Origin of the sequence: Pseudomonas sp. SORGH_AS_0199 (assembly GCF_031453735.1) — a bacterium.
GTDB lineage: Bacteria > Pseudomonadota > Gammaproteobacteria > Pseudomonadales > Pseudomonadaceae > Chryseomonas > Chryseomonas aestiva.
In genome coordinates, this window is record NZ_JAVJAE010000001.1 from 2,819,834 (window position 1) to 2,837,606 (window position 17,773).

The 17,773-nt window shown below is 63.8% G+C and carries 12 protein-coding genes and 1 pseudogene; 2 read left to right on the top strand and 11 right to left on the bottom strand.

Translation table 11 applies throughout. From position 1 onward, the window contains the following. The first annotated feature begins 37 nt into the window (after window positions 1-37). On the top strand, window positions 38-763 hold the full coding sequence (locus QE444_RS13305; protein WP_309739021.1) for a polysaccharide lyase family 7 protein: 726 nt from the start codon (window positions 38-40) through the stop codon (window positions 761-763). Window positions 764-770: 7 nt separating this feature from the next. On the opposite strand, the gene QE444_RS13310 is transcribed toward QE444_RS13305, so the two are convergent. The 10 genes and pseudogenes from QE444_RS13310 to QE444_RS13355 all read right to left on the bottom strand — a co-directional run bounded on the left by QE444_RS13310 (window position 771) and on the right by QE444_RS13355 (window position 16,639). Then, entirely contained in the window at window positions 771-1,817 is a 1,047-nt protein-coding gene (locus QE444_RS13310) for a YbhN family protein (RefSeq protein ID WP_309739023.1), read from the bottom strand. Further along, window positions 1,814-3,061: a cardiolipin synthase ClsB gene (clsB, locus tag QE444_RS13315; protein ID WP_309739025.1), complete on the bottom strand. Its 1,248-nt coding sequence runs from the start codon at window positions 3,059-3,061 to the stop codon at window positions 1,814-1,816. Before clsB ends, QE444_RS13310 begins: the two co-directional genes overlap by 4 nt. Continuing rightward, entirely contained in the window at window positions 3,058-3,819 is a 762-nt protein-coding gene (locus QE444_RS13320; protein WP_133861799.1) for an endonuclease/exonuclease/phosphatase family protein, read from the bottom strand. The genes clsB and QE444_RS13320 overlap by 4 nt, the downstream gene beginning before the upstream one ends. Beyond that, window positions 3,816-6,005, bottom strand: coding sequence for a glycogen debranching protein GlgX (glgX, locus tag QE444_RS13325; RefSeq protein WP_252977116.1), 2,190 nt, complete (start codon window positions 6,003-6,005; stop codon window positions 3,816-3,818). The genes QE444_RS13320 and glgX overlap by 4 nt, the downstream gene beginning before the upstream one ends. A gap of 249 nt (window positions 6,006-6,254) precedes the next feature. After that, on the bottom strand, window positions 6,255-6,758 hold the full coding sequence (locus QE444_RS13330; RefSeq protein WP_285386631.1) for a DUF2934 domain-containing protein: 504 nt from the start codon (window positions 6,756-6,758) through the stop codon (window positions 6,255-6,257). Next, a complete protein-coding gene (treY, locus tag QE444_RS13335) occupies window positions 6,755-9,562 on the bottom strand; it encodes a malto-oligosyltrehalose synthase (protein WP_309739031.1) in 2,808 nt (935 codons plus the stop codon). Before treY ends, QE444_RS13330 begins: the two co-directional genes overlap by 4 nt. Further along, window positions 9,559-11,626, bottom strand: a pseudogene (gene malQ / locus QE444_RS13340) (4-alpha-glucanotransferase). The gene treY and the pseudogene malQ overlap by 4 nt, the downstream one beginning before the upstream one ends. Further along, window positions 11,623-13,428 carry a malto-oligosyltrehalose trehalohydrolase gene (gene treZ / locus QE444_RS13345; protein ID WP_309739033.1) on the bottom strand — a complete coding sequence of 602 codons (1,806 nt, stop codon included), beginning with the start codon at window positions 13,426-13,428 and terminating at the stop codon, window positions 11,623-11,625. Before treZ ends, malQ begins: the two are co-directional and overlap by 4 nt. Window positions 13,429-13,587: 159 nt before the next feature. Then, the gene (gene glgA / locus QE444_RS13350) at window positions 13,588-15,171 is read right to left on the bottom strand and encodes a glycogen synthase GlgA (protein ID WP_273861614.1); all 1,584 of its coding nucleotides are present in this window, start codon (window positions 15,169-15,171) and stop codon (window positions 13,588-13,590) included. 346 nt (window positions 15,172-15,517) lie between these two features. After that, entirely contained in the window at window positions 15,518-16,639 is a 1,122-nt protein-coding gene (locus tag QE444_RS13355) for a mechanosensitive ion channel family protein (RefSeq protein ID WP_273861613.1), read from the bottom strand. Between the two features lie 334 nt (window positions 16,640-16,973). Between QE444_RS13355 and QE444_RS13360 the strand changes: the two genes are divergently transcribed. After that, window positions 16,974-17,345, top strand: a complete 372-nt coding sequence (locus QE444_RS13360) for a response regulator (protein WP_027599241.1) — start codon at window positions 16,974-16,976, stop codon at window positions 17,343-17,345. A gap of 200 nt (window positions 17,346-17,545) precedes the next feature. Here the strand turns inward: QE444_RS13360 and QE444_RS13365 are convergent, their stop codons facing one another. Continuing rightward, on the bottom strand, window positions 17,546-17,680 hold the full coding sequence (locus tag QE444_RS13365; protein WP_256664572.1) for a hypothetical protein: 135 nt from the start codon (window positions 17,678-17,680) through the stop codon (window positions 17,546-17,548). Between the last annotated feature and the right edge of the window lie 93 nt (window positions 17,681-17,773).

Sequence of the window (17,773 nt, forward strand, 5' to 3'; positions counted from 1 at the left end):
GGCGATGCTTGTCAGGCATCTGGCAACCGAGAACACCATGATCGATCTCGCCGAATGGAATCTGACGGTTCCCGTACCCATGCCCGTGGCTCAGGTACAGACCGCCGAACTCAACAGCAGCGGCTTTCGCAGCCCCTATCTCGCGCGTGGCGAGGGGGGATCGCTGGTGTTCTGGGTCCCGGTTACCGGTACACCGCAACCCTTCAACACCTATCCCGCCACGGAGCTGCGTGAGACGCGCCCGGACGGCAGTGCCTATGCGTGGAAATACCGCGAAGGGGATGCCCTGCTGCAGGCTGAAGCCGTGGTGCAACAGGTGCCTTCACGCCCCGAGGTCATCATCAGCCAGATCGAGGACCAGACCGCCGTGCCGGAAGCACCCCAGGCGCTGTTGCAACTCATCTATCGCGTGGAGAGCCCTGCGACCGGCAAGGGACAGACCCCCCAGGGCCAGTTGATCGCCCGGTTGCGGGAAAGCCCCAGTGACAGCCCCAAGGAGGTCATCCTGCTGGAGCGCCTGCCCCTCAACAGCCGCTTCAGCTATGATATCAAGCTGGCCCGCAGTGGCGTGCTCACCGTCCGCGCCTACGGCGCCGGGTCGCGCAACGGTGACCTGGGTCTGCAACTGGACAGCGCCTGGGGCAGCCATCACCTGTACTTCAAGGCCGGTGCCCGCTTGCGTGATGGGGAAGGGCCCGCCACCGAAGGCGGGCGGGTCCTGTTCTACCGGCTGATCTCCATGCACCAGCCAAACAACCGGTAAGACTGCTTCAGGTCGCGTGCTTTTCCTGCTGCTTGCGCTCTTCGCGTCGGTCATTGCTGACCTTGAGCTTCTTGGCCCGGCTTTCCAGGGCGAAGTAGAGCACGGCCGCGATCAGCAGCGGCAGGATGAAATACAGCGTCCGGTAGCCGAGCAGCGCAGCGATGATCTTGCCCTGGGAGAGGCCGTCATTGGCCAGCAGGGCGATGAACACCGTCTCCAGCACCCCGACGCCAGCCGGGATATGCACGATGACCATGGCAATGCTGGAGAGCAGCAGCACGCCCAGTACATGCAGATAGTCCACCTGGCGGCCGAGAAACAGGTAGACGATGGCCGCCATGGCCATCCAGTTGATGGAGGAGACCAGCAGCTGCAGGCAGGCCATGCGCAGCGAGGGCAGGGCGAGGCGCTGCTTGCGCACCGTCCATTCGCGCTGCTTGGCGAAGGCACAAACGCCCAGGTAGAAGACGATGAAGGCCAGCAGGCCGAAGCCGATCAGCCGCAGGGTGGTATCGCCGACGAACCAATTGGGCGGCATGTCCACCACGCCGCTGACGAAGATGCCACCGGCCAGCAGGATATAGCCGAGCCAGTTGGTGGCGATGCTCAGGGAAAAGATGCGGGTGATGGTGCCGCTGGAAAGTCCCAGGCGGGAATAGAGACGGTATCTCATGCCGATGCCGCCGACCCAGGTGCTCAGGGTTAGGGTGAAGGCGTAGCAGATGAAGGAGACGAGGAACACCTGGCGCTTGACCAGCTTGTGCCCGCAATAGGCCCGCCCGATCAGGTCATAGCAGCCATACATGACGTACGACAGCACCACCAGGCCGCCGGCCATGGCCAGCGTCGTCCACTTGTAGCCGGTGAAGACCTTCCAGACCTCGCCCCAGTCGACCTTGCGGGCATAGATCACCAGCAGCACCACCACCGCGATCAGGAAGACCCAGGTGAGGATCTTCTTCGCCAGCACCCAGCGACCATTCTGCGGCTTGTCGGCAGCCTGCTGGTCGTCCTCGTCGTCGGTATGATCCAGGGCGTCGCTGTGGCTGCTCATCGTTGGGGATACCTTGAAATCGAGGAATCGACCCGATCCTGGGTTTCGAGTTCGGGCTGCACCGGTGGACTCACCAATTCGATCTTGGGGGTATGGCCGGGCAGCCAGCCAACCCAGGCGGGGAAGTGGCGCAGGAAGTGAAAGACCAGCATCGTCTTGGCCAGGTGCCAGTAGGTGCGCTTGGGTACCTTGCTGCTGTCGACGTGCTCGCAGTGATTCTGGATCAGGGTTTCCAGGCGACCGCGCAATTCACGGTTGAAGACGTGGTCATGGAAGATCAGGTTGCATTCGAGGTTCAGCGAGAGACTCAGGGGGTCGAGATTGCTCGAACCCACGGTGGACCAGTGCTCGTCCATGGTCGCCACCTTGCCGTGCAGGGGCCGCAGGCAATATTCGTAGATCTCCACCCCGGCCTTGACTAGGTAGTTGTAGAGCATCTGCGCGCCGACCTTGACGATGGCCATGTCCGGTTCGCCCTGCACGATCAGCACCACGCGGACGCCCCGCTGCGCCGCATTGCGCATTTCCCTGAGCAGCCGATAGCCGGGGAAGAAGTAGGCGTTGGCGATCACCACCTCGCGCTTGGCATTGCGCAGCATCTCCAGGTAGTGCTTTTCGATGTCGGCGCGATGCTCGTCGTTGTCGCGGAACACCAGCAGCACCTGGGCATTGCCGGGATTGCGGTTGTCGGCCGGCTTCTGCGAGCGCTTGCCCCACCAGCGGTGGGTTTCCTCGGGGGAGTTGATGGCGTCCCGCGCGAAACGGTGGATGTCATCGACGATGGGGCCTTCGACCTCGACGGCGTAATCCTGCTTGGCTTCGGGTCCGAAGTCGCCCAGGTGCTCGGCGGAGTAGTTGATGCCGCCGATGAACCCTAGGCGGGCGTCCACCACCACGATCTTGCGATGCAGGCGGCGGAAGAGATTGGTCCTCATGCCCATGACCAGGGGGCGCGGATCGTAATAGCGGAACCGTACGCCGGCATGCACCATTTCATCGATGAAGTCGCGTGGCAGATCGGGCGAGCCGTAGGCGTCCACGGTGATGTCCACCTGGACACCACGCTTGGCCGCCGCGACCAGCTCTTTCTGCAAGGCTTTGCCGACCTTGTCGTGGAAGAGGATGAAGGTCTCGATGATGACCTCGCGCTCGGCCGCGCGGATCGCCTCGAAGACCCGTGGAAAGAAGTCCTCGCCGTTTTCCAGCAAGGCGATGCGGTTTCCGTCCCGCCATTCGAAATTCATAGATGGAAGTCCGCAGCCAGGGGCGCATGGTCGGACAGGTGCGACCATGGCTGATTGCCCAGCACCTGTGGGCGCCCGACGCTGACGTTGCGCGTGTAGATGCGATCCAGGCAGAGCAGGGGTCGCTTGGCCGGGAAGGTCTTGGGCAGGCGCCCCGCGGTCTTCATGAACACCTCTTCGAGTCCCGCGCCCTGGCCAAGGATGTCATTGGCCTTCTGACGCCAGTCGTTGAAGTCCCCTGCCACCACGACGGGGGCATCGCTGGGCAGGGAATTGATGTGTTCGCAGATCAGCTGCATCTGCATCTGGCGATGTTTCTCGCGCAGGCCCAGATGCACGCAGATGACGTGCAGATCCACGGCCTGATCCGGGATACGCAGGACGCAATGCAGCATCCCGCGCTTTTCCGGACCGGCGATGGAAATGTCGAAGTTGTCGTAACTGACGATGGGAAACTTCGACAGCACCGCATTACCGTGATGGCCGTCCGGGTAGACCGCATTTCGCCCGTAGGCGAAGTCGGTCCACATCGAATCGGCCAGGAACTCGTACTGCGGCGCCGCCGGCCAGTTCTCGAAGCGCAACGGGTGCTTTTCGTGGGTACCCAATACCTCCTGCAAGAAGACAATGTCCGCTGACACCGTCCGCACCGCCTCGCGCAATTCCGGCAAGATGAACTTGCGGTTGAAGGACGTGAAGCCCTTGTGCGTGTTGATGGTCAGGACCTTGAACGAAAAACCCTGTTGCGCGTTCGTCATGCCTGGCGCTTCCTCCGCTTGGTCTGGGTCAGCTCGAACAGCAATACCGAGCGTCCGGTGACCTGATAGGTGTCTCCGAAATTGAAGACGTCGCCGGCATCCAGGTCAGGCTGATTGGTATCCAGCTGCAGGGACCAATGCTCGCCCATGGGGACTTCCGGCAGGGTGAAATCCACCACGTCATAATGAGCATTGACCAGAATCAGCAGCGAGGTATCCGCGCCCTTGCGACGAATGCCGGTCGGCTGGGCACGGCCATCGAGCAGGATGCCCATGCACTTGTTGCTGCCGTCCTGCCATTGCTCGTCGCCCATCTCGGTGCCGCCGGGCTGCAGCCAGGTGACATCCTTGACGCCCAGTTCTTCGTTGTAGGCACCGGTGAAGAAGCGGCTACGACGCAGCAGCGGATAGCGGCGACGCAGGTCGATCAGGTTGCGCACGTACTCCTGCAGTTCGGCGCTCTTTTCGCTGATCTCCCAGTTGACCCAGCCGATCTCGCTGTCCTGGCAGTAGCCGTTGTTGTTGCCGCCCTGGGTACGCGCGAACTCGTCCCCGGCCAGCAGCATGGGCGTGCCTTGGGAGAGGAAGAGGGTCGCCAGCAGGTTGCGCATCTGCCGATAGCGCAGTTCGATGATCTCCGGATCGTCGGTCTCACCCTCGACACCGCAGTTCCACGACAGGTTATGGGAGTGGCCGTCGTTGTTGCCTTCGCCATTGGCCTCGTTGTGCTTGTCGTTGTACGACACGGTATCGGCCAGGGTGAAGCCATCGTGGGCGGTCACGAAGTTCACGGACGAGTAGGGCTTGCGACCGCGACGGTTGAACTTGTCGCCGGAGCCCAGCAGGATCTTCGCGAAATCGCCGATCTTGTCTTCGTCACCCTTCCAGAAGGCACGCGCGGTGTCGCGGAAGGTATCGTTCCACTCCATCCAGCCGGGTGGGAAGTTGCCGACCTGATAGCCGCCGGGGCCGCAGTCCCAGGGTTCGGCGATGAGCTTGGTCTCGGCCAGGATGGGATCCTGACGGCAGGCATGCAGGAAACCGCCGCCTTCGTCGAAGCCGTCCGGCTCGCGGCCCAGGATGGTGGCCAGATCGAAGCGGAAGCCGTCCACGCCCATCTCGGTCGCCCAGTAGCGCAGCGAGTCGGTGACCATCTGCAGCACGCAGGGGTGGCTCATGTTCAGGGTGTTGCCGGTACCGGTATCGTTGATGTAGTAACGCGCATCATCGGGCATCAGGCGGTAGTAATTGGCGTTGTCGATGCCCTTCAGCGAGAGGGTCGGGCCCATCTCGTTGCCTTCGGCGGTGTGGTTGTAGACCACGTCGAGGATGACCTCGAGGCCGGCATTGTGCATACGCGCGACCATCACCTTGAATTCGCCGATGGACTGGCTGGCCATGTAGCGCGAGTGCGGGGCGAAGAAGGCCAGGGTGTTGTAGCCCCAGAAGTTTCTCAGGCCCTTTTCCAGCAGGTGGTTGTCATCGAGGAAGTAGTGGATCGGCATCAGCTCGACGGAGGTCACGCCGAGCGACTTGATGTAATCGATGACTTCGCTTTCCTGCAGGCCGGAGAAGGTGCCCCGGGCGTTCTCGGGCACTGCCGGGTGCTGCATGGTGTAGCCGCGGACATGGGTCTCGTAGAACACGGTGCGGTCACGCGGGACACGCGGATGGGTGGTGTTGCCCCAGGTGAAGGCCGGGTCGATCACCCGGCAGCGCGGCATGAAGGGGGCGCTGTCGCGCTCGTCGAAAGACAGGTCGCCATCGGCATGGCCGATGGTGTAGCCGAACAGGGCATCGTTCCACTCCAGCTCACCGACGATCTGCTTGGCGTAGGGATCGATCAGCAGCTTGTTGTGGTTGAAGCGATGGCCATTCTGCGGCTCATAGGGGCCGTGTACGCGGTAACCGTAGAGCGTGCCGGGACGGGCATCGGGCAGGTAGCCGTGCCAGATCTCGTTGGTGAATTCCGGCAGCTCGATGCGTTCGATTTCTTCCTTGCCTTCGTCGTCGAAGAGACAGAGTTCTATCTTGGTGGCGTTGGCGGAAAAGATGGCGAAGTTCACGCCGGAGCCGTCCCAGGTAGCGCCCAGGGGATAGGGCAGGCCTTCACGAACACGAGACTTGGACTTGCTGATGAACGCGGTCGCTTCGGTTAAGGGCTTGTTGGAATCGGTTGATGTCATTTCGACGCTCTCGGGGATAGCTAGGAAGGAAGTAGCTCTGACTCGGCTCTCAATACCTGCCGGTGGCTGAATCGATACAGATCCGGCTACCTGTATATGAAAGGCCCGACGCAGCGCAGTTCCGGGCCCTGATGGCGAACCGACAAAGCGTTGTTTTTTCTGGAAAAATCAGGAGAACAGCGGTAACGCGAACGCCGCAGCGAGGCGGCAGGGGAAGGCCTGGCCGAACGGCCAGGCCGGAACATCACATCACTCGGTGGCGGCAGGCTTGGCCGTGGCCGCCTTGGCACGGGAAGCGCGCGGCTTCTTGGGCGTGGCTGGTGCCACACCTACGCCGGTGGCCTCGACGTTGGCGTCAGCCTTTGCCTTGCTGGCCGGGGCCTTGCTCGCACCGGTCTTGCCTGCACTGGGCTTGACCGCCTGCTTGACCTTGCTGGCAACCTTCTTGGCGGCCGACTCGACCTTCTCGGTCACGGACTCACCGGCAGCCGCGTCTTCGGTAGCGGCCTTCTCGCTGCCACTCTTGGTCTTGCCGGTGGTGCCGGCCTTGCTAGTAACAGGCTTTTCCGCGCTGGCTGCAGCCTTGGTCGCGCGAGGCTTCTTGGCCGCGGTCTTCTTGGCCACGCCTTCCTGTTCGGCTTCGTACAGTCGGGTCGCCATCTCCCAGTGGCGATCATGTTCGTGAGCCGGCCGTCCTTCGGACTCCCAGATCTGATAGGCGAGCTGCTGGATGCGTTCGTCTTTTTGGGTCATTGCGGTGCGGCTCCTTGAGTGATGTCTTGTGTGCTGAGCAATCCAAGCGGAAAACGTGCCAGAACCTCGCCGACAGAAAGCTCTTTCTTCTGGTCATGGACAGATGCCGGGGCAAAAGTTTCCCCAAAACGGTACATGGACAAGGTTTCGGGAAGTTTTATCCGGGTGTCCTGCCAAGCCTCCGCGGAAAATTGCAGTTTTCCGTTGTTCTCCAGCAGTTCGGAGGCATGCACCGGCACGATGACGATCACTGCCTGTTGTTCCCAGGTACGGGCAAAGGCCAGCACCTGATCGGCGTGGGCACCCACTACGCTCAGGGGCAGATAGTCACCTTCGGTGAACAGTTGCGGCCGCTGCTTGCGCAGTTGCAATACGGCAGCCAGTACCTGCTGCTTGATCTCGCCGTTCTGCCAGGCATCCAGAGCAGCATCGACCGAGGCGTGCCTGGTCAGCGCCTGCTGCCGCGGGGCGTAGTCCACGGCGCGACGGTTGTCGGGCTCCACCAGGCTGAAGTCCCAGAATTCACCACCCTGGTAGAGGTCGGGCACGCCGGGCGCGGTATTGCGCAGTAGCATCTGCACCAGGCCGTTCAGGGCACCTGCTGGCGCCAGTTCCTGTACCGCAGTGACGATCTCGCTGCGCAGGCCGCGGTACTGATCGTCGGTGAGCAGACCTTCCAGAAAGGCCTTGCAGGCCGCTTCGTAGTCCCCGTTCGGAGCCCACCAATCGGACTCCAGCTTCTCCTCGCGCAGGGCCTTTTCCTGCCACTGCAGCAGACGCTCCAGATAGGCCTCCAGACCCTGCCGGTCATCGGCCTGCAGATGCAGTGGCCAGCTGGCGAGCAGGGTCTGGTAGAGCATGAGTTCATCGCCCGGCGTCGGCGCCGGGGCGTCGTTCCACTGGCCGCGCAGCGGGGCGGCCTGCTGCATCCAGCGGGTGGCCTGGGCGATGTAGGCATCCGGACGTTCCGAGACCACCGCCAGGCGAGCGCGGGTGTCCTCGCCACGCTTGTGGTCGTGGGTCGCGGTGGTGAGCATGTTGCGCGGGAAGTGTTCAGCGCGCCAACCGCTGGCCTGGTGGAAGGCACTGACCGGCTGGGCGAAATGCTGCGGATCGAAACCCACGTCATTGCGCGACAGCAGCGGTGCGGAGCGATAGCAGGCGGTGTCTTCCACGGCCTTGGCAGCAATGGGCGAAGTGAGCTGCTGGAACTTGGTGATCGCCCGGCGCTGTTCGCGACGTGCCACGCTGCCCACGGGCTTGTGCCGCGGGGCATCACCACCCAGCCAGGCGCGCAGTTGCTCCAGTAGCGGCTGTTCTGCTTCGCTGACATGGGGGCGGGCGGCCTCCAGCGCGGTATCGAACCACTGGGCATCGGCACCGACGAAACCCGCCGCGCCGGCATAGGTGCGATAGACCTTGAACTGCACGATCAGCTCCAGCAGCACCCGGCGGATGGCGCCCTGACTGGTGTCGCGGGTACGCCAGTCCTGTTGGGCGAGCAGGTGCAGGGTGTGCACGGCCGATTCGAATTCGCTGGACAGCGCGCCGGTGAGAACCAGACGCCGTGCTTCCCGTACCTCTTCGAGGAAGTCCTCGGTACGACCGGTCCGCTCGGCCCAGAACCGGCGGAGCGGTGTTTCGCCGCTGGCCGCATGCTGCACCGCCGAGACCTCGTTCATGAACTCGTAGCCGGTCGTGCCATCGATGCCCCAGCCTTCGCGCAACTGCTCGCCGTCCGCCAGGATCTTCTCGATATAGATGGGGAAGCCATCTTCCGGCGCGCCACCGGTGCGGCTGGCGCAAAGGTCGTCCACCCGACGGCGCAGCTTGCGGCAATAGGCACGGGGATTGGCCAGGCCGTCGATGTGATCCAGGCGCAGGCCGTCGAGCAGGCCTTCGCTGATCAGGCGGAAGATCAGCGAATGGGTCTCCTCGAACACCTCGTGGCGCTCCATGCGCAGGCCGCCGAGTTCGGTGATGTCGAAGAAGCGCCGCCAGTTGATGTCGTCCGATGCGGTGCGCCAGCTGGCCAGGCGATAATGCTGACTCTCCAGCAGGGCATGCAGGCGTTCCTGGTTGGCCGGCTGGCTGCCATCGAAGGCGGCGACCGCCTTCTCGATGGCCGCTGCCACAGCGGGATCCCTGGCGGCATCCGCCAGCTGGCGCTGGGCGCCGCGGGCTTCGTCCAGATCCTTGGCACGTGCCGAGAAGGCATCCGCGAAGAGGCTCAGTTGGGGCAGGTCGCTCTCGCGCAGGATCTGGCCATAGGTGCCTGGGTTGATGGGGAAGTGGTGGGCGTAGTACTCCACGCGGAAGGCGCCTTGCTCGGCGTCGAACACCAGCTTGAGGTCGCCGGCCTGCAGCACGTTGCCATAGGCGTCACCGAGGAAGGGCAGCAGCACCTGGCCCTGCAGATCCGGGTCCGGGCCGTACCAGTTGATGTCGTAGAAGCCGGCATAGCGGCTCTGACGACCCCATTCGAGAATATCCAGCCACCAGGCATTTTCCGAACCGCCCACGTTGGTGTGGTTGGGCACGAAGTCGGCGATCAGCCCCATGCCGTGCTCACGCAGGCGGGCGACCAGGCGCCGCAGCGCGTCTTCGCCGCCCAGCTCCGGGTTGACCCGGGTCGGATCCACCACGTCGTAGCCGTGCACGGAGCCGGCGCGAGCGGTGGTGATGGGCGAGGCGTAGACGTGGCTGATACCCAGCTTAGCGTAGTAGTCCACCAGGGGCAGGGCATCGTCGAAGGTGAAGTCCTTGTGGAACTGCAGGCGTACGGTAGCGCGCAAGCGACTCATCGAGTGTTCTCCGGATTATTACGCGCAGTGCTCAGCACGCTCAGGCGTCGTTTAGGGGTAGCAGCGTTCAGCAGGCGCTCGGCCGGGTCGTCCCAGCGGCGCAGCCAATTGGGGTGTTGGTTGGTGGTGCCGGGCAGGTTGGCCTGCTCCAGCTGGCCCAGGGCGTCTTCCACCGGCAGGATGATCAGCGGTGCCGGGGTGCGGCCGATGAAGGCGATGGCGGCATCGACCGCCTGTTCGACATTGCTTTCCCGGGGGTCGTCCAGTTCCAGCACCTTGGCCAGGTATTGGCGATCCTCGGCCCGCTCGTCGAGGCGGTCCTGGCGCGAGGTGCCATCGGGCAGCAGCCCCAGCTCCTCCTGCCAGTCGGCATCGCGGCCCTGCCACCAACCGGTAAGGGTCGGCAGGTCATGGGTGGTGGGCATGCCCATGGCTGTGTCCGACCATTGCGCAGCGGGCTTGAAGGCCTTGCCATCTCGCTCGAACAGCAGCACCTGCATGCCCATGATGGCGCGCTCGGCCAGGCGTTCGCGGAAGCCTTCGGGCACCGTCCCCAGGTCTTCACCCATGACCACGCAGCGATGACGCCAGGATTCCAGGGCGACCAGTCGCAGCAGGTCGTCGATGGGGTAGGAGAGATAGGCACCGTCGGCCGGCGAAGCGCCCTCGGGCACCAGCCAGAGGCGTTGCAGGCCCATTACGTGGTCAATGCGCACACCGCCGGCATGGGCGAAGTTAGCCCTGAGCATCTCGATGAAGGCGCGGAAGCCATGCTTGACCATGCCGGTGGGCGAGAAGGCGGAAATGCCCCAGCCCTGGCCTTTCTGGTTGAGCAGGTCCGGTGGGCAACCCACGGTGACCGAGGCCAGCAACTCTTCCTGCCGACTCCAGGCCTGGCTGCCACCACCATCCGCGCCCACGGCGATATCGGCGATCAGGCCGATCTTCATGCCCGCGTCGCGGCACTGTGCCTGGGCCGCGGACAGTCCTTCGCTGGCCAGCCATTGGGTGAAGGCGTAGAACTCCACGTCCTGGGCATGGCGTTCGGCGAATTCGGCCACGGCCGGGTTCCTGGGGTCGCGATACTGCTGCGGCCAATGCTGCCAGCTCGGCGAGGCAGCGCCCCTGGGTGAAGGAGGCATGCAGGGCTTCGAAGCGACAATGGTTTTCCAGCGCCTCGCCACCGTCGCGGCGGAAGGCCTCGAAACGCTCCCGCAGCTCGCCGCCGGCGGTGCGGAAATCCAGGTGCAGGGTGCGCAACAGGCGCAGGCGCAGCTTGGCCAGCGCCGGCCAATCGATCAGCTCCAGCTGCTCCAGACGCTCGGCTTCCGCCTGCAGACCGGCGCGCTGCATGGCCTGGCGTACGGACTCGGCACCCAGGACCAGCTCCGGCGCGGCATAGAGCACATTGAAGAACACCCGACTCGATGGCGAGTAGGGGCTGTAGCGGCTGCCATCGGCGCTGAACATGGCGTGCAAGGGGCTGATGGCCAGGGCGTCGGCGCCTTTGTCGCCGGCGGCCTTGGCGAAGTGCACCAGGCCCTGGAGATCGCCGGCGCCGCTGCCCCCTTCGCGTCTGAGGCTGTAGAGCTGCACGGCCAGACCCCAGAGACGGGCCTGTTCATTGCCGGTGGCGTCGGCGATGGTGAAGCAGCGTTCCGGCGCGACGGCCAGGGTCAGGGCTTCGCCATCGACCTCGGCCTGGTGATAACCGGCGGCGCTGATCGGCGCCAGCTGTCCGCGGTCGTCGACCTGGCCGTCCAGACGCTCGCCGCCTTCCAGCTGTACCTGGTAGCGGACACCGCGCTTGAACTGGTCCGGCGCACCGACCGGTTTATCGACCACCGCGGTGATGAGCGGCGGCAAGTGGTGCTTGTCACCCACCTCGGCCAGCTTGCGCAGGCTGGCGTCGATATCGGCGTCACTGTCCGCCGGCAATTCGATGGCCTTGAGCAGATTGCGCAGCGCCTCCGGGCTTACGCGTTGGCGCTGGCCGTCGTAGGCGGTCCATTCGATGGCGATGCCGGCGGCCTCGGCCAGTTGTTCCAGACGATCGCCACTCATGCCTTTTTCTCCAGCCAGACCAGTGCCGAATGCGCGGTCAGCGTGCCGTCCTGACGGGCAGGCGTTGCTGCAGCGTCGCTGCTGTGCAGCAACTCGCCCTGAGGCGCCTCGTCCAGCTGTACGGCCTTGTCGCTCAGATTGAGTTCGATGGTCAGGCGGCTGCCGTCGGCGAGGCTCCAGCGCGCGCGCACGGCGCGGTCGGCCAGGGCTTCGGCGCCTGCGGGACGCGCCCCTTCCAGACGCGGGAAGAGTTCGCGGTGGCGGATCTCCAGCAGCTCGCGGTACAGCCCCAGCCAGGCAGCGTGATCGGGCTGATCGGCTTCGCCGAAATTGGGCTTGGAGTCCTCGAAGGTCTTGGGCGCGTTCGGATCGGGGATCTGCTGGCGATGCTCTTCACTGGTGAAGAAATCGAAGTCCTTGAACTCGTTACGGCGACCATCGCGGACCAGTTCGGCCAGCTCATCGTTGTGACTGGTGAAGAACAGGAAGGGCTGACGGCTGCCCCATTCCTCGCCAATGAACAGCAGCGGAATCATCGGACTGAGCAGCAAGAGCGCCGTGGCGGCCTTCAGCGCCGGCTCCGGTGCCAGACGGGTCAGGCGTTCACCGAAGGCGCGGTTGCCGACCTGGTCGTGGTTCTGCAGGAAGATGACGAAGGCCGAGGCCGGCAGGTCCTTGCTGGGTTCACCGCGGGCCTTGCCGTGGCGGGTCTGCTCGCCCTGGTAAATGAAGCCTTCGCCCAGGCAGCGCACCAGCTTGGCCGTGGCGTCCTCGGTGAAGTCCTGGTAGTAGCCTTCGTTCTCGTCGGTCAGCATGGGATGGATGACGTTGTGCCAGTCGTCCGCCCACTGCGCGTCGTAGTGCTTGCCGCCCAGCAGGGTGGCGGTGTTGTCTTCGTTCTCCAGCATCAGGTGGATGTGGCGACCCGGCTCGACGGTGCTGCGGATCTCCTCGGCCATCTCTTCGAGGAAGCCCTTGTCGTTGATGGCATGGACCGCATCGAATCTCAGGCCATCGAAGCGGTACTCCATCAGCCACATCAAGGCGTTGTCGATGAAGTAGCGGCGCACGGCGTCCTGACGGAAATCGATGGCGGCGCCCCAGGGTGTATGGATGTCTTCGCGAAAGAAGCGCTCGGCGTAGGCGTGCAGGTAGTTGCCGTCCGGCCCGAAGTGGTTGTAGACCACGTCCAGGTAGACCATGACGCCATGGCCGTGGGCGGTGTCGATCAGCGACTTGAGATCGTCCGGGGTACCGTAGGAGGCTTCCACCGCATAGGGCAGGACGCCGTCATAGCCCCAGTTGCGATCACCGGGAAATTCCGACAGCGGCATCAGTTCGATGGCGGTGACGCCCAGCGCGGCCAGGCGGGGTACCAGCTTCTCGACACCGGAAAAGCCACCCAGGGTGCCGACATGCACTTCGTAGATGACGCTTTCGTGCCAGGGGCGACCCTGCCACTCGACGCTTTGCCAGTGATAGGTGGTAGGGTCGATGACGATGCTTGGCTCGTGCACGTCGCCGGCCTGGGCGCGGGACGCAGGATCCGGGACCAGCAGATCCTCGATCTGATAGCGATAACGGGTACCGGCGCCGCACTGGGCCTCGACCGCGAACCAGCCGTCTTGCTCGGCCTCCATGGCAAGGGTCATGCCGCCTTCCAGGACCACCGAAACGGCATCGGCGCTGGGTGCCCAGAAGTGGAAGAGGGTGCGGTCCTTGCCCACCAGGGTGGCACCGGCACGGGTTTGCCAGGCATAGCCCCCGGTCACCGCGGCTGCGTCGCGCGAAATATCAGTCATGGATAGAGAACTCCCGAAGCCGGACGGCAGAAAAGACACTGCGGCCCAGTTGGCCGCAGTTGCTGTTATGACCGGTGAGAGTTGCTCAAAGTTGGGCGGGGATAGCGCTTTTCGTCGGCCTTTTGGCGAAGGAAAAGCGCTTGGTAGCCACGTCGGGCATCAGGCGCCGACGTGACGCTCCTGATGCGCGGTGGCCTGGAGCAGATCGAGGTACAGCGAGGCGTACGGCTTGGCGCATTCGGACCAGAAGAACGGGCCCTGCATGGCCCGGTGCCGCATGGCCAGCAGCAGGTCCTGACGTTCGAACACACCCAGGGCGCGATCGATGGCGCTGATGTAGTTCTCCAGCGACAGCGGGGCGAACAGGAAGCCGGTGGTGCCGTCCTCGATACTGTCGGCCAGACCGCCGGTGCGGGTGGCGATCGGCAGGGAGGCGAAGCGCTGGGCGTACATCTGGCTCAGGCCGCAAGGCTCGAAGCGCGAGGGCATCAGCAGGAAGTCGCTGCCGGCATACATGCGTCGGGCTTCCGTCTCGCAGAAGCCGATGTGGGCACTGACGCGGCCAGGGTAGCGCAGGGCCAGGGCCCGCACCTGACGCTCGATGTGCGGCTCGCCGCAACCGATTATCATCAGCTGGCCGCCACGGGCGACGATGTGATCGGCGGCCTGGATGGTCAGATCGATGCCTTTCTGCTGGACCAGCCGCGAGACCACGGCGAACAGCGGGCCATTGGACGGCTCGAGACCGAATTCCTCGCGGATGCGAGCCGCGTTGACCGCCTTGCCGTCCCAGTCGGATTCGTGGAACTGCTGGCACAGATGCGGATCGCTGCAGGCGCTCCAGCCATCGTCGATGCCATTGAGCAGACCGGTCAGCTTGCCTTCCCGCGCCTTGACCTGCAGCAGCCCTTCCAGGCCGCAGCCGAATTCGGGCGTGGTGATCTCGTGGGCATAGGTGTGGCTGACCGTGGTGATGTGGTCGGCATAGACCAGGCCCGCCTTGAGAAAGGAAACCTTGCCCCAGAACTCGAGGCCTTCCATCTGGAAGGCATGGGGGGGGATATCCAGGTCGGCCATGACCGAGGCGGGAAACAGGCCCTGGTAGGCCAGGTTGTGGATGGTGGTAAGGCAAGGGGTGCTGGCACCCTTCCAACGCAGGTAGCCAGCAGCGAGGCCGGTCTGCCAGTCGTTGAGGTGCAGCAGGTCCGGCACCCAGCGAATCGAGGCGTCGCCCAGGGCGAAGTCGGCCGCGGCGCTGGCCAGACGACCGAAACGGATGTGGTTGTCGGCCCAGTCGGCGCCGTTCAGGTCGCCGTAGGGATTGCCCGAGCGCTCGTACAGCTCGGGACAGATCAATACATAGACGACCAGCCCGTCGTCCAGATTGACGCGACCGATGTCACAGGCGGGCATGGCGGCACGGGCGGCGATGCGGCCGACCATCTGCACACGGTCCTTGATCGCGGCCATCACCTGACGGTAGCCGGGGATCAGCACCCGGACGTCATGGGAGGCGGCGAGGGCGCGCGGCAGGGCGCCCGAAACCTCGCCCAGGCCACCGGCCTTGACGAAGTCGGAAATTTCCGGGGTCACGAAGAGGATACGTTTGCGGCTTTCGACGACGGAGCTCAGCGTCAGCTGAGGCTCATCCGTGCGCTTGCGAGGAGAGCTGGATCTGGTGGAAAGAGTGGCAGTTTCAACGGGCTCCAGAGCCCCAAATTTCCCCACGACGGCATTTGCCATGGTGCGCTCCCAATGCAGCAAGTTCGAGACTGAGGTTTACCTGATTGCTTCTTCCTGAAGCTCGATGCTCCTGGTTCAAAAACGCCTACAGCCGAGCTGCTACAGCCTTTTTGCCGGTCATCTCTTCTGAGATGTCTGGATTTGGGCGAGAACTGCTTCGCGGAATTCCAGATTGCTCTCGCACTGACTCTCGGACAACGTCACAAGTTTCCTGCTCGAATGTTGCGGTCCTGCTTCGTATTGCCAAATACATGCCCGAAAGCTGGCGCTCACTCTTGGTGCGCTAAGAAATAAGCTGCAGGTGAACCGCTTAAAGGCTGCCTGATCGAGACAATTAGCCGATAAATCAGACTTCTGGCTGGCGTACGACCGGTTCGTGCCTTTCGTCGGATTGTGGTGTGGGAAGCACATCGCGACGTCCCAGTTCGGTTCGCAGCTTGGGCAGGCAGAGGGGGAACTCACGATTGATGTAGGTGATCAGCCGTTCCCGCACGAAGCAGCGCAGGTCCCAGTTCTTCGAGGAATCGCCGGAGCTCACCAGCACCCGGATCTGGATCGAATCATGGGACGCATCGGTCACCTGCAGCACACAGACACGCTCGTCCCATAAATGGGGCACCTCGGCACAGGCGCGTTCCAATTCGGTGCGGATCGGCGCCAGGGGCAGGGAATAGTCAACCCATATGAAGACTGATCCGATCAGGCTGGACGAGGAGCGCGTCCAGTTCTGGAAGGGGGTCTCGATGAAGTACTGCAGGGGAACCACCAGGCGACGGTCGTCCCAGATGCGGACCACCACATAGGTGCCGGTGATCTCTTCCACCCGGCCCCATTCCCCTTCGACGATGACCACGTCGTCGAGCCGGATCGGCTGCGTCACGGCGATCTGCAGACCGGCGATGAGATTGCCCAGTACCGGGCGCGCGGCGATACCCGCGACCAGGCCGGCGACACCAGCGGAGGCGAGCAGGCTCGCGCCCACCTGGCGAACCGCGGGAAAAGTCATCAGCATCAGGGCGATACCTACCAGCAGCACGACGAAGCTGAGGCTGCGTACCAGCACCCGATTCTGCGTCTGGATTCGCCGTGCTCGCAGGTTGTCCACCACATCCACGGGATTGCGCAGGGCGATGGTGGCTCCGACGGCCTTGACCGCCCTGAGACCCAGCCAGGTGAAGGCAGCGATGCTCAGCAGGCCGGTGAGATGCTGTACCGCACGCAACAGCGGCAGGGCATCGGGTGCGGAATTCCAGACACCTTGCAACACCACCAGAGGGACCGCCAGCCGCGCCGGCTTCTCGGCGTGCTTCACCAGGTTGCGCGCCAGCAAAAAGGGATTGGCCAGCCGGCGGATGGCCGCAAACGCCACTATCAGGAGGATGCTGCTGATCAGCAGGGCGACCCCCGCCGCGATCAGCGTGGTGATCCAGGGGGCGTTGAGCCAACCTGTCCAGTCGATGGCCGTCATACGCATTTCCTCAGGCAGACGGCTTCCCGGGATCCTGAAAAGCTGACGCGGCGGAATCGCGGGAAGCCTTTCGAGATACCTGTTTTCCGACTGAGGGGCTTCGCCACGGTTCCCCGAGGAAGCGGCAAAATACTCTGCCAATTAATACCACCCCTGCAGGAAAAAACCTGTTCGGCTCCCGGCAGGCTTTTCTGTCGATCAGTGGGGCAGGATGTCGCACCTCGCGTCTAAGCTTAGAGGAGAGTGCGCAGCGGACGCAGGATAGGAGTAGAATTCGCGCCCCAACGAGATACGTCCAGTCAGATGGCGGACCTGCGGAGATCGAGACGGATTTATGAAGCCAGTGGTAGTGGTTGTCGAAGACGAGAACATGTTGCTCGGGCTGATGGAAGAGGTGCTCGAAGGCGAAGGCTTTCAGGTGCACACCTTCGGTACCGCGGACCAAGCCTGGGAATACCTGTCGAGTGCGCGTCCGACGCCGGATCTGCTGATCACCGATGTCCGCATGCCGGGTGCCATCGACGGTCTGGAGCTGGCGCGTCGCGTCAAGCAGCAGCTGCCGGGTCTGCCCATCATCGTCTCCTCGGGTTATTTCGAAGAACTCCAGCCTGAACGCGCACCGGATATCTACTATCTGCCCAAGCCGTGGCGCTTCGATGATCTGCTGGCCGGCTGCTTCCGCTTCCTCAATCAGCGCAAAGGCTGATTGCTGTCCTCCGCGGCCTGGTTCCAGGCCGCTTTTCGCGCTTTTTGCAGTTCATACCTTCACCTGGCTTCCCGGCTCGCCAACCTGGCGCAAGGCCTCTGGCCTGGGAAAAGCATCCAGGTAATAGCCCCCACGGGCCGCGCCCTGCGCTGTGATGGCCCATCCCGTGGCAGGGATAGGCCAGCGTCTCAGCGTGGCGATCAGTTGCCCAGGACGTCGACCAGCCCCAGGACGAAGAACAGCACGATGCACACCGCCGCCACGGCAACGGGGATGAAGCGCGGATCCTTGATAGCCTTCCATACGGCCTGACGATTGCTGCGCGACCTTTCCATGACACCGCTCCAGGAGGAAAGCCGGCGAGCTTAAAGCATCGCCGGGGGCGGCGAACAGCGGGGCAGGGCGGCTCTCGTCGGCATTTCCGGCGG

Excerpts from the sequence above, each read along its gene's own strand:
- QE444_RS13305 (WP_309739021.1), top strand. The coding sequence starts at position 38 with ATGATCGATCTCGCCGAATGGAATCTGACGGTTCCCGTACCCATGCCC.
- QE444_RS13310 (WP_309739023.1), bottom strand. The coding sequence starts at position 1,817 with ATGAGCAGCCACAGCGACGCCCTGGATCATACCGACGACGAGGACGAC.
- clsB (WP_309739025.1), bottom strand. The coding sequence starts at position 3,061 with ATGAATTTCGAATGGCGGGACGGAAACCGCATCGCCTTGCTGGAAAAC.
- QE444_RS13320 (WP_133861799.1), bottom strand. The coding sequence starts at position 3,819 with ATGACGAACGCGCAACAGGGTTTTTCGTTCAAGGTCCTGACCATCAAC.
- glgX (WP_252977116.1), bottom strand. The coding sequence starts at position 6,005 with ATGACATCAACCGATTCCAACAAGCCCTTAACCGAAGCGACCGCGTTC.
- QE444_RS13330 (WP_285386631.1), bottom strand. The coding sequence starts at position 6,758 with ATGACCCAAAAAGACGAACGCATCCAGCAGCTCGCCTATCAGATCTGG.
- treY (WP_309739031.1), bottom strand. The coding sequence starts at position 9,562 with ATGAGTCGCTTGCGCGCTACCGTACGCCTGCAGTTCCACAAGGACTTC.
- treZ (WP_309739033.1), bottom strand. The coding sequence starts at position 13,428 with ATGACTGATATTTCGCGCGACGCAGCCGCGGTGACCGGGGGCTATGCC.
- glgA (WP_273861614.1), bottom strand. The coding sequence starts at position 15,171 with ATGGCAAATGCCGTCGTGGGGAAATTTGGGGCTCTGGAGCCCGTTGAA.
- QE444_RS13355 (WP_273861613.1), bottom strand. The coding sequence starts at position 16,639 with ATGACGGCCATCGACTGGACAGGTTGGCTCAACGCCCCCTGGATCACC.
- QE444_RS13360 (WP_027599241.1), top strand. The coding sequence starts at position 16,974 with ATGAAGCCAGTGGTAGTGGTTGTCGAAGACGAGAACATGTTGCTCGGG.
- QE444_RS13365 (WP_256664572.1), bottom strand. The coding sequence starts at position 17,680 with ATGGAAAGGTCGCGCAGCAATCGTCAGGCCGTATGGAAGGCTATCAAG.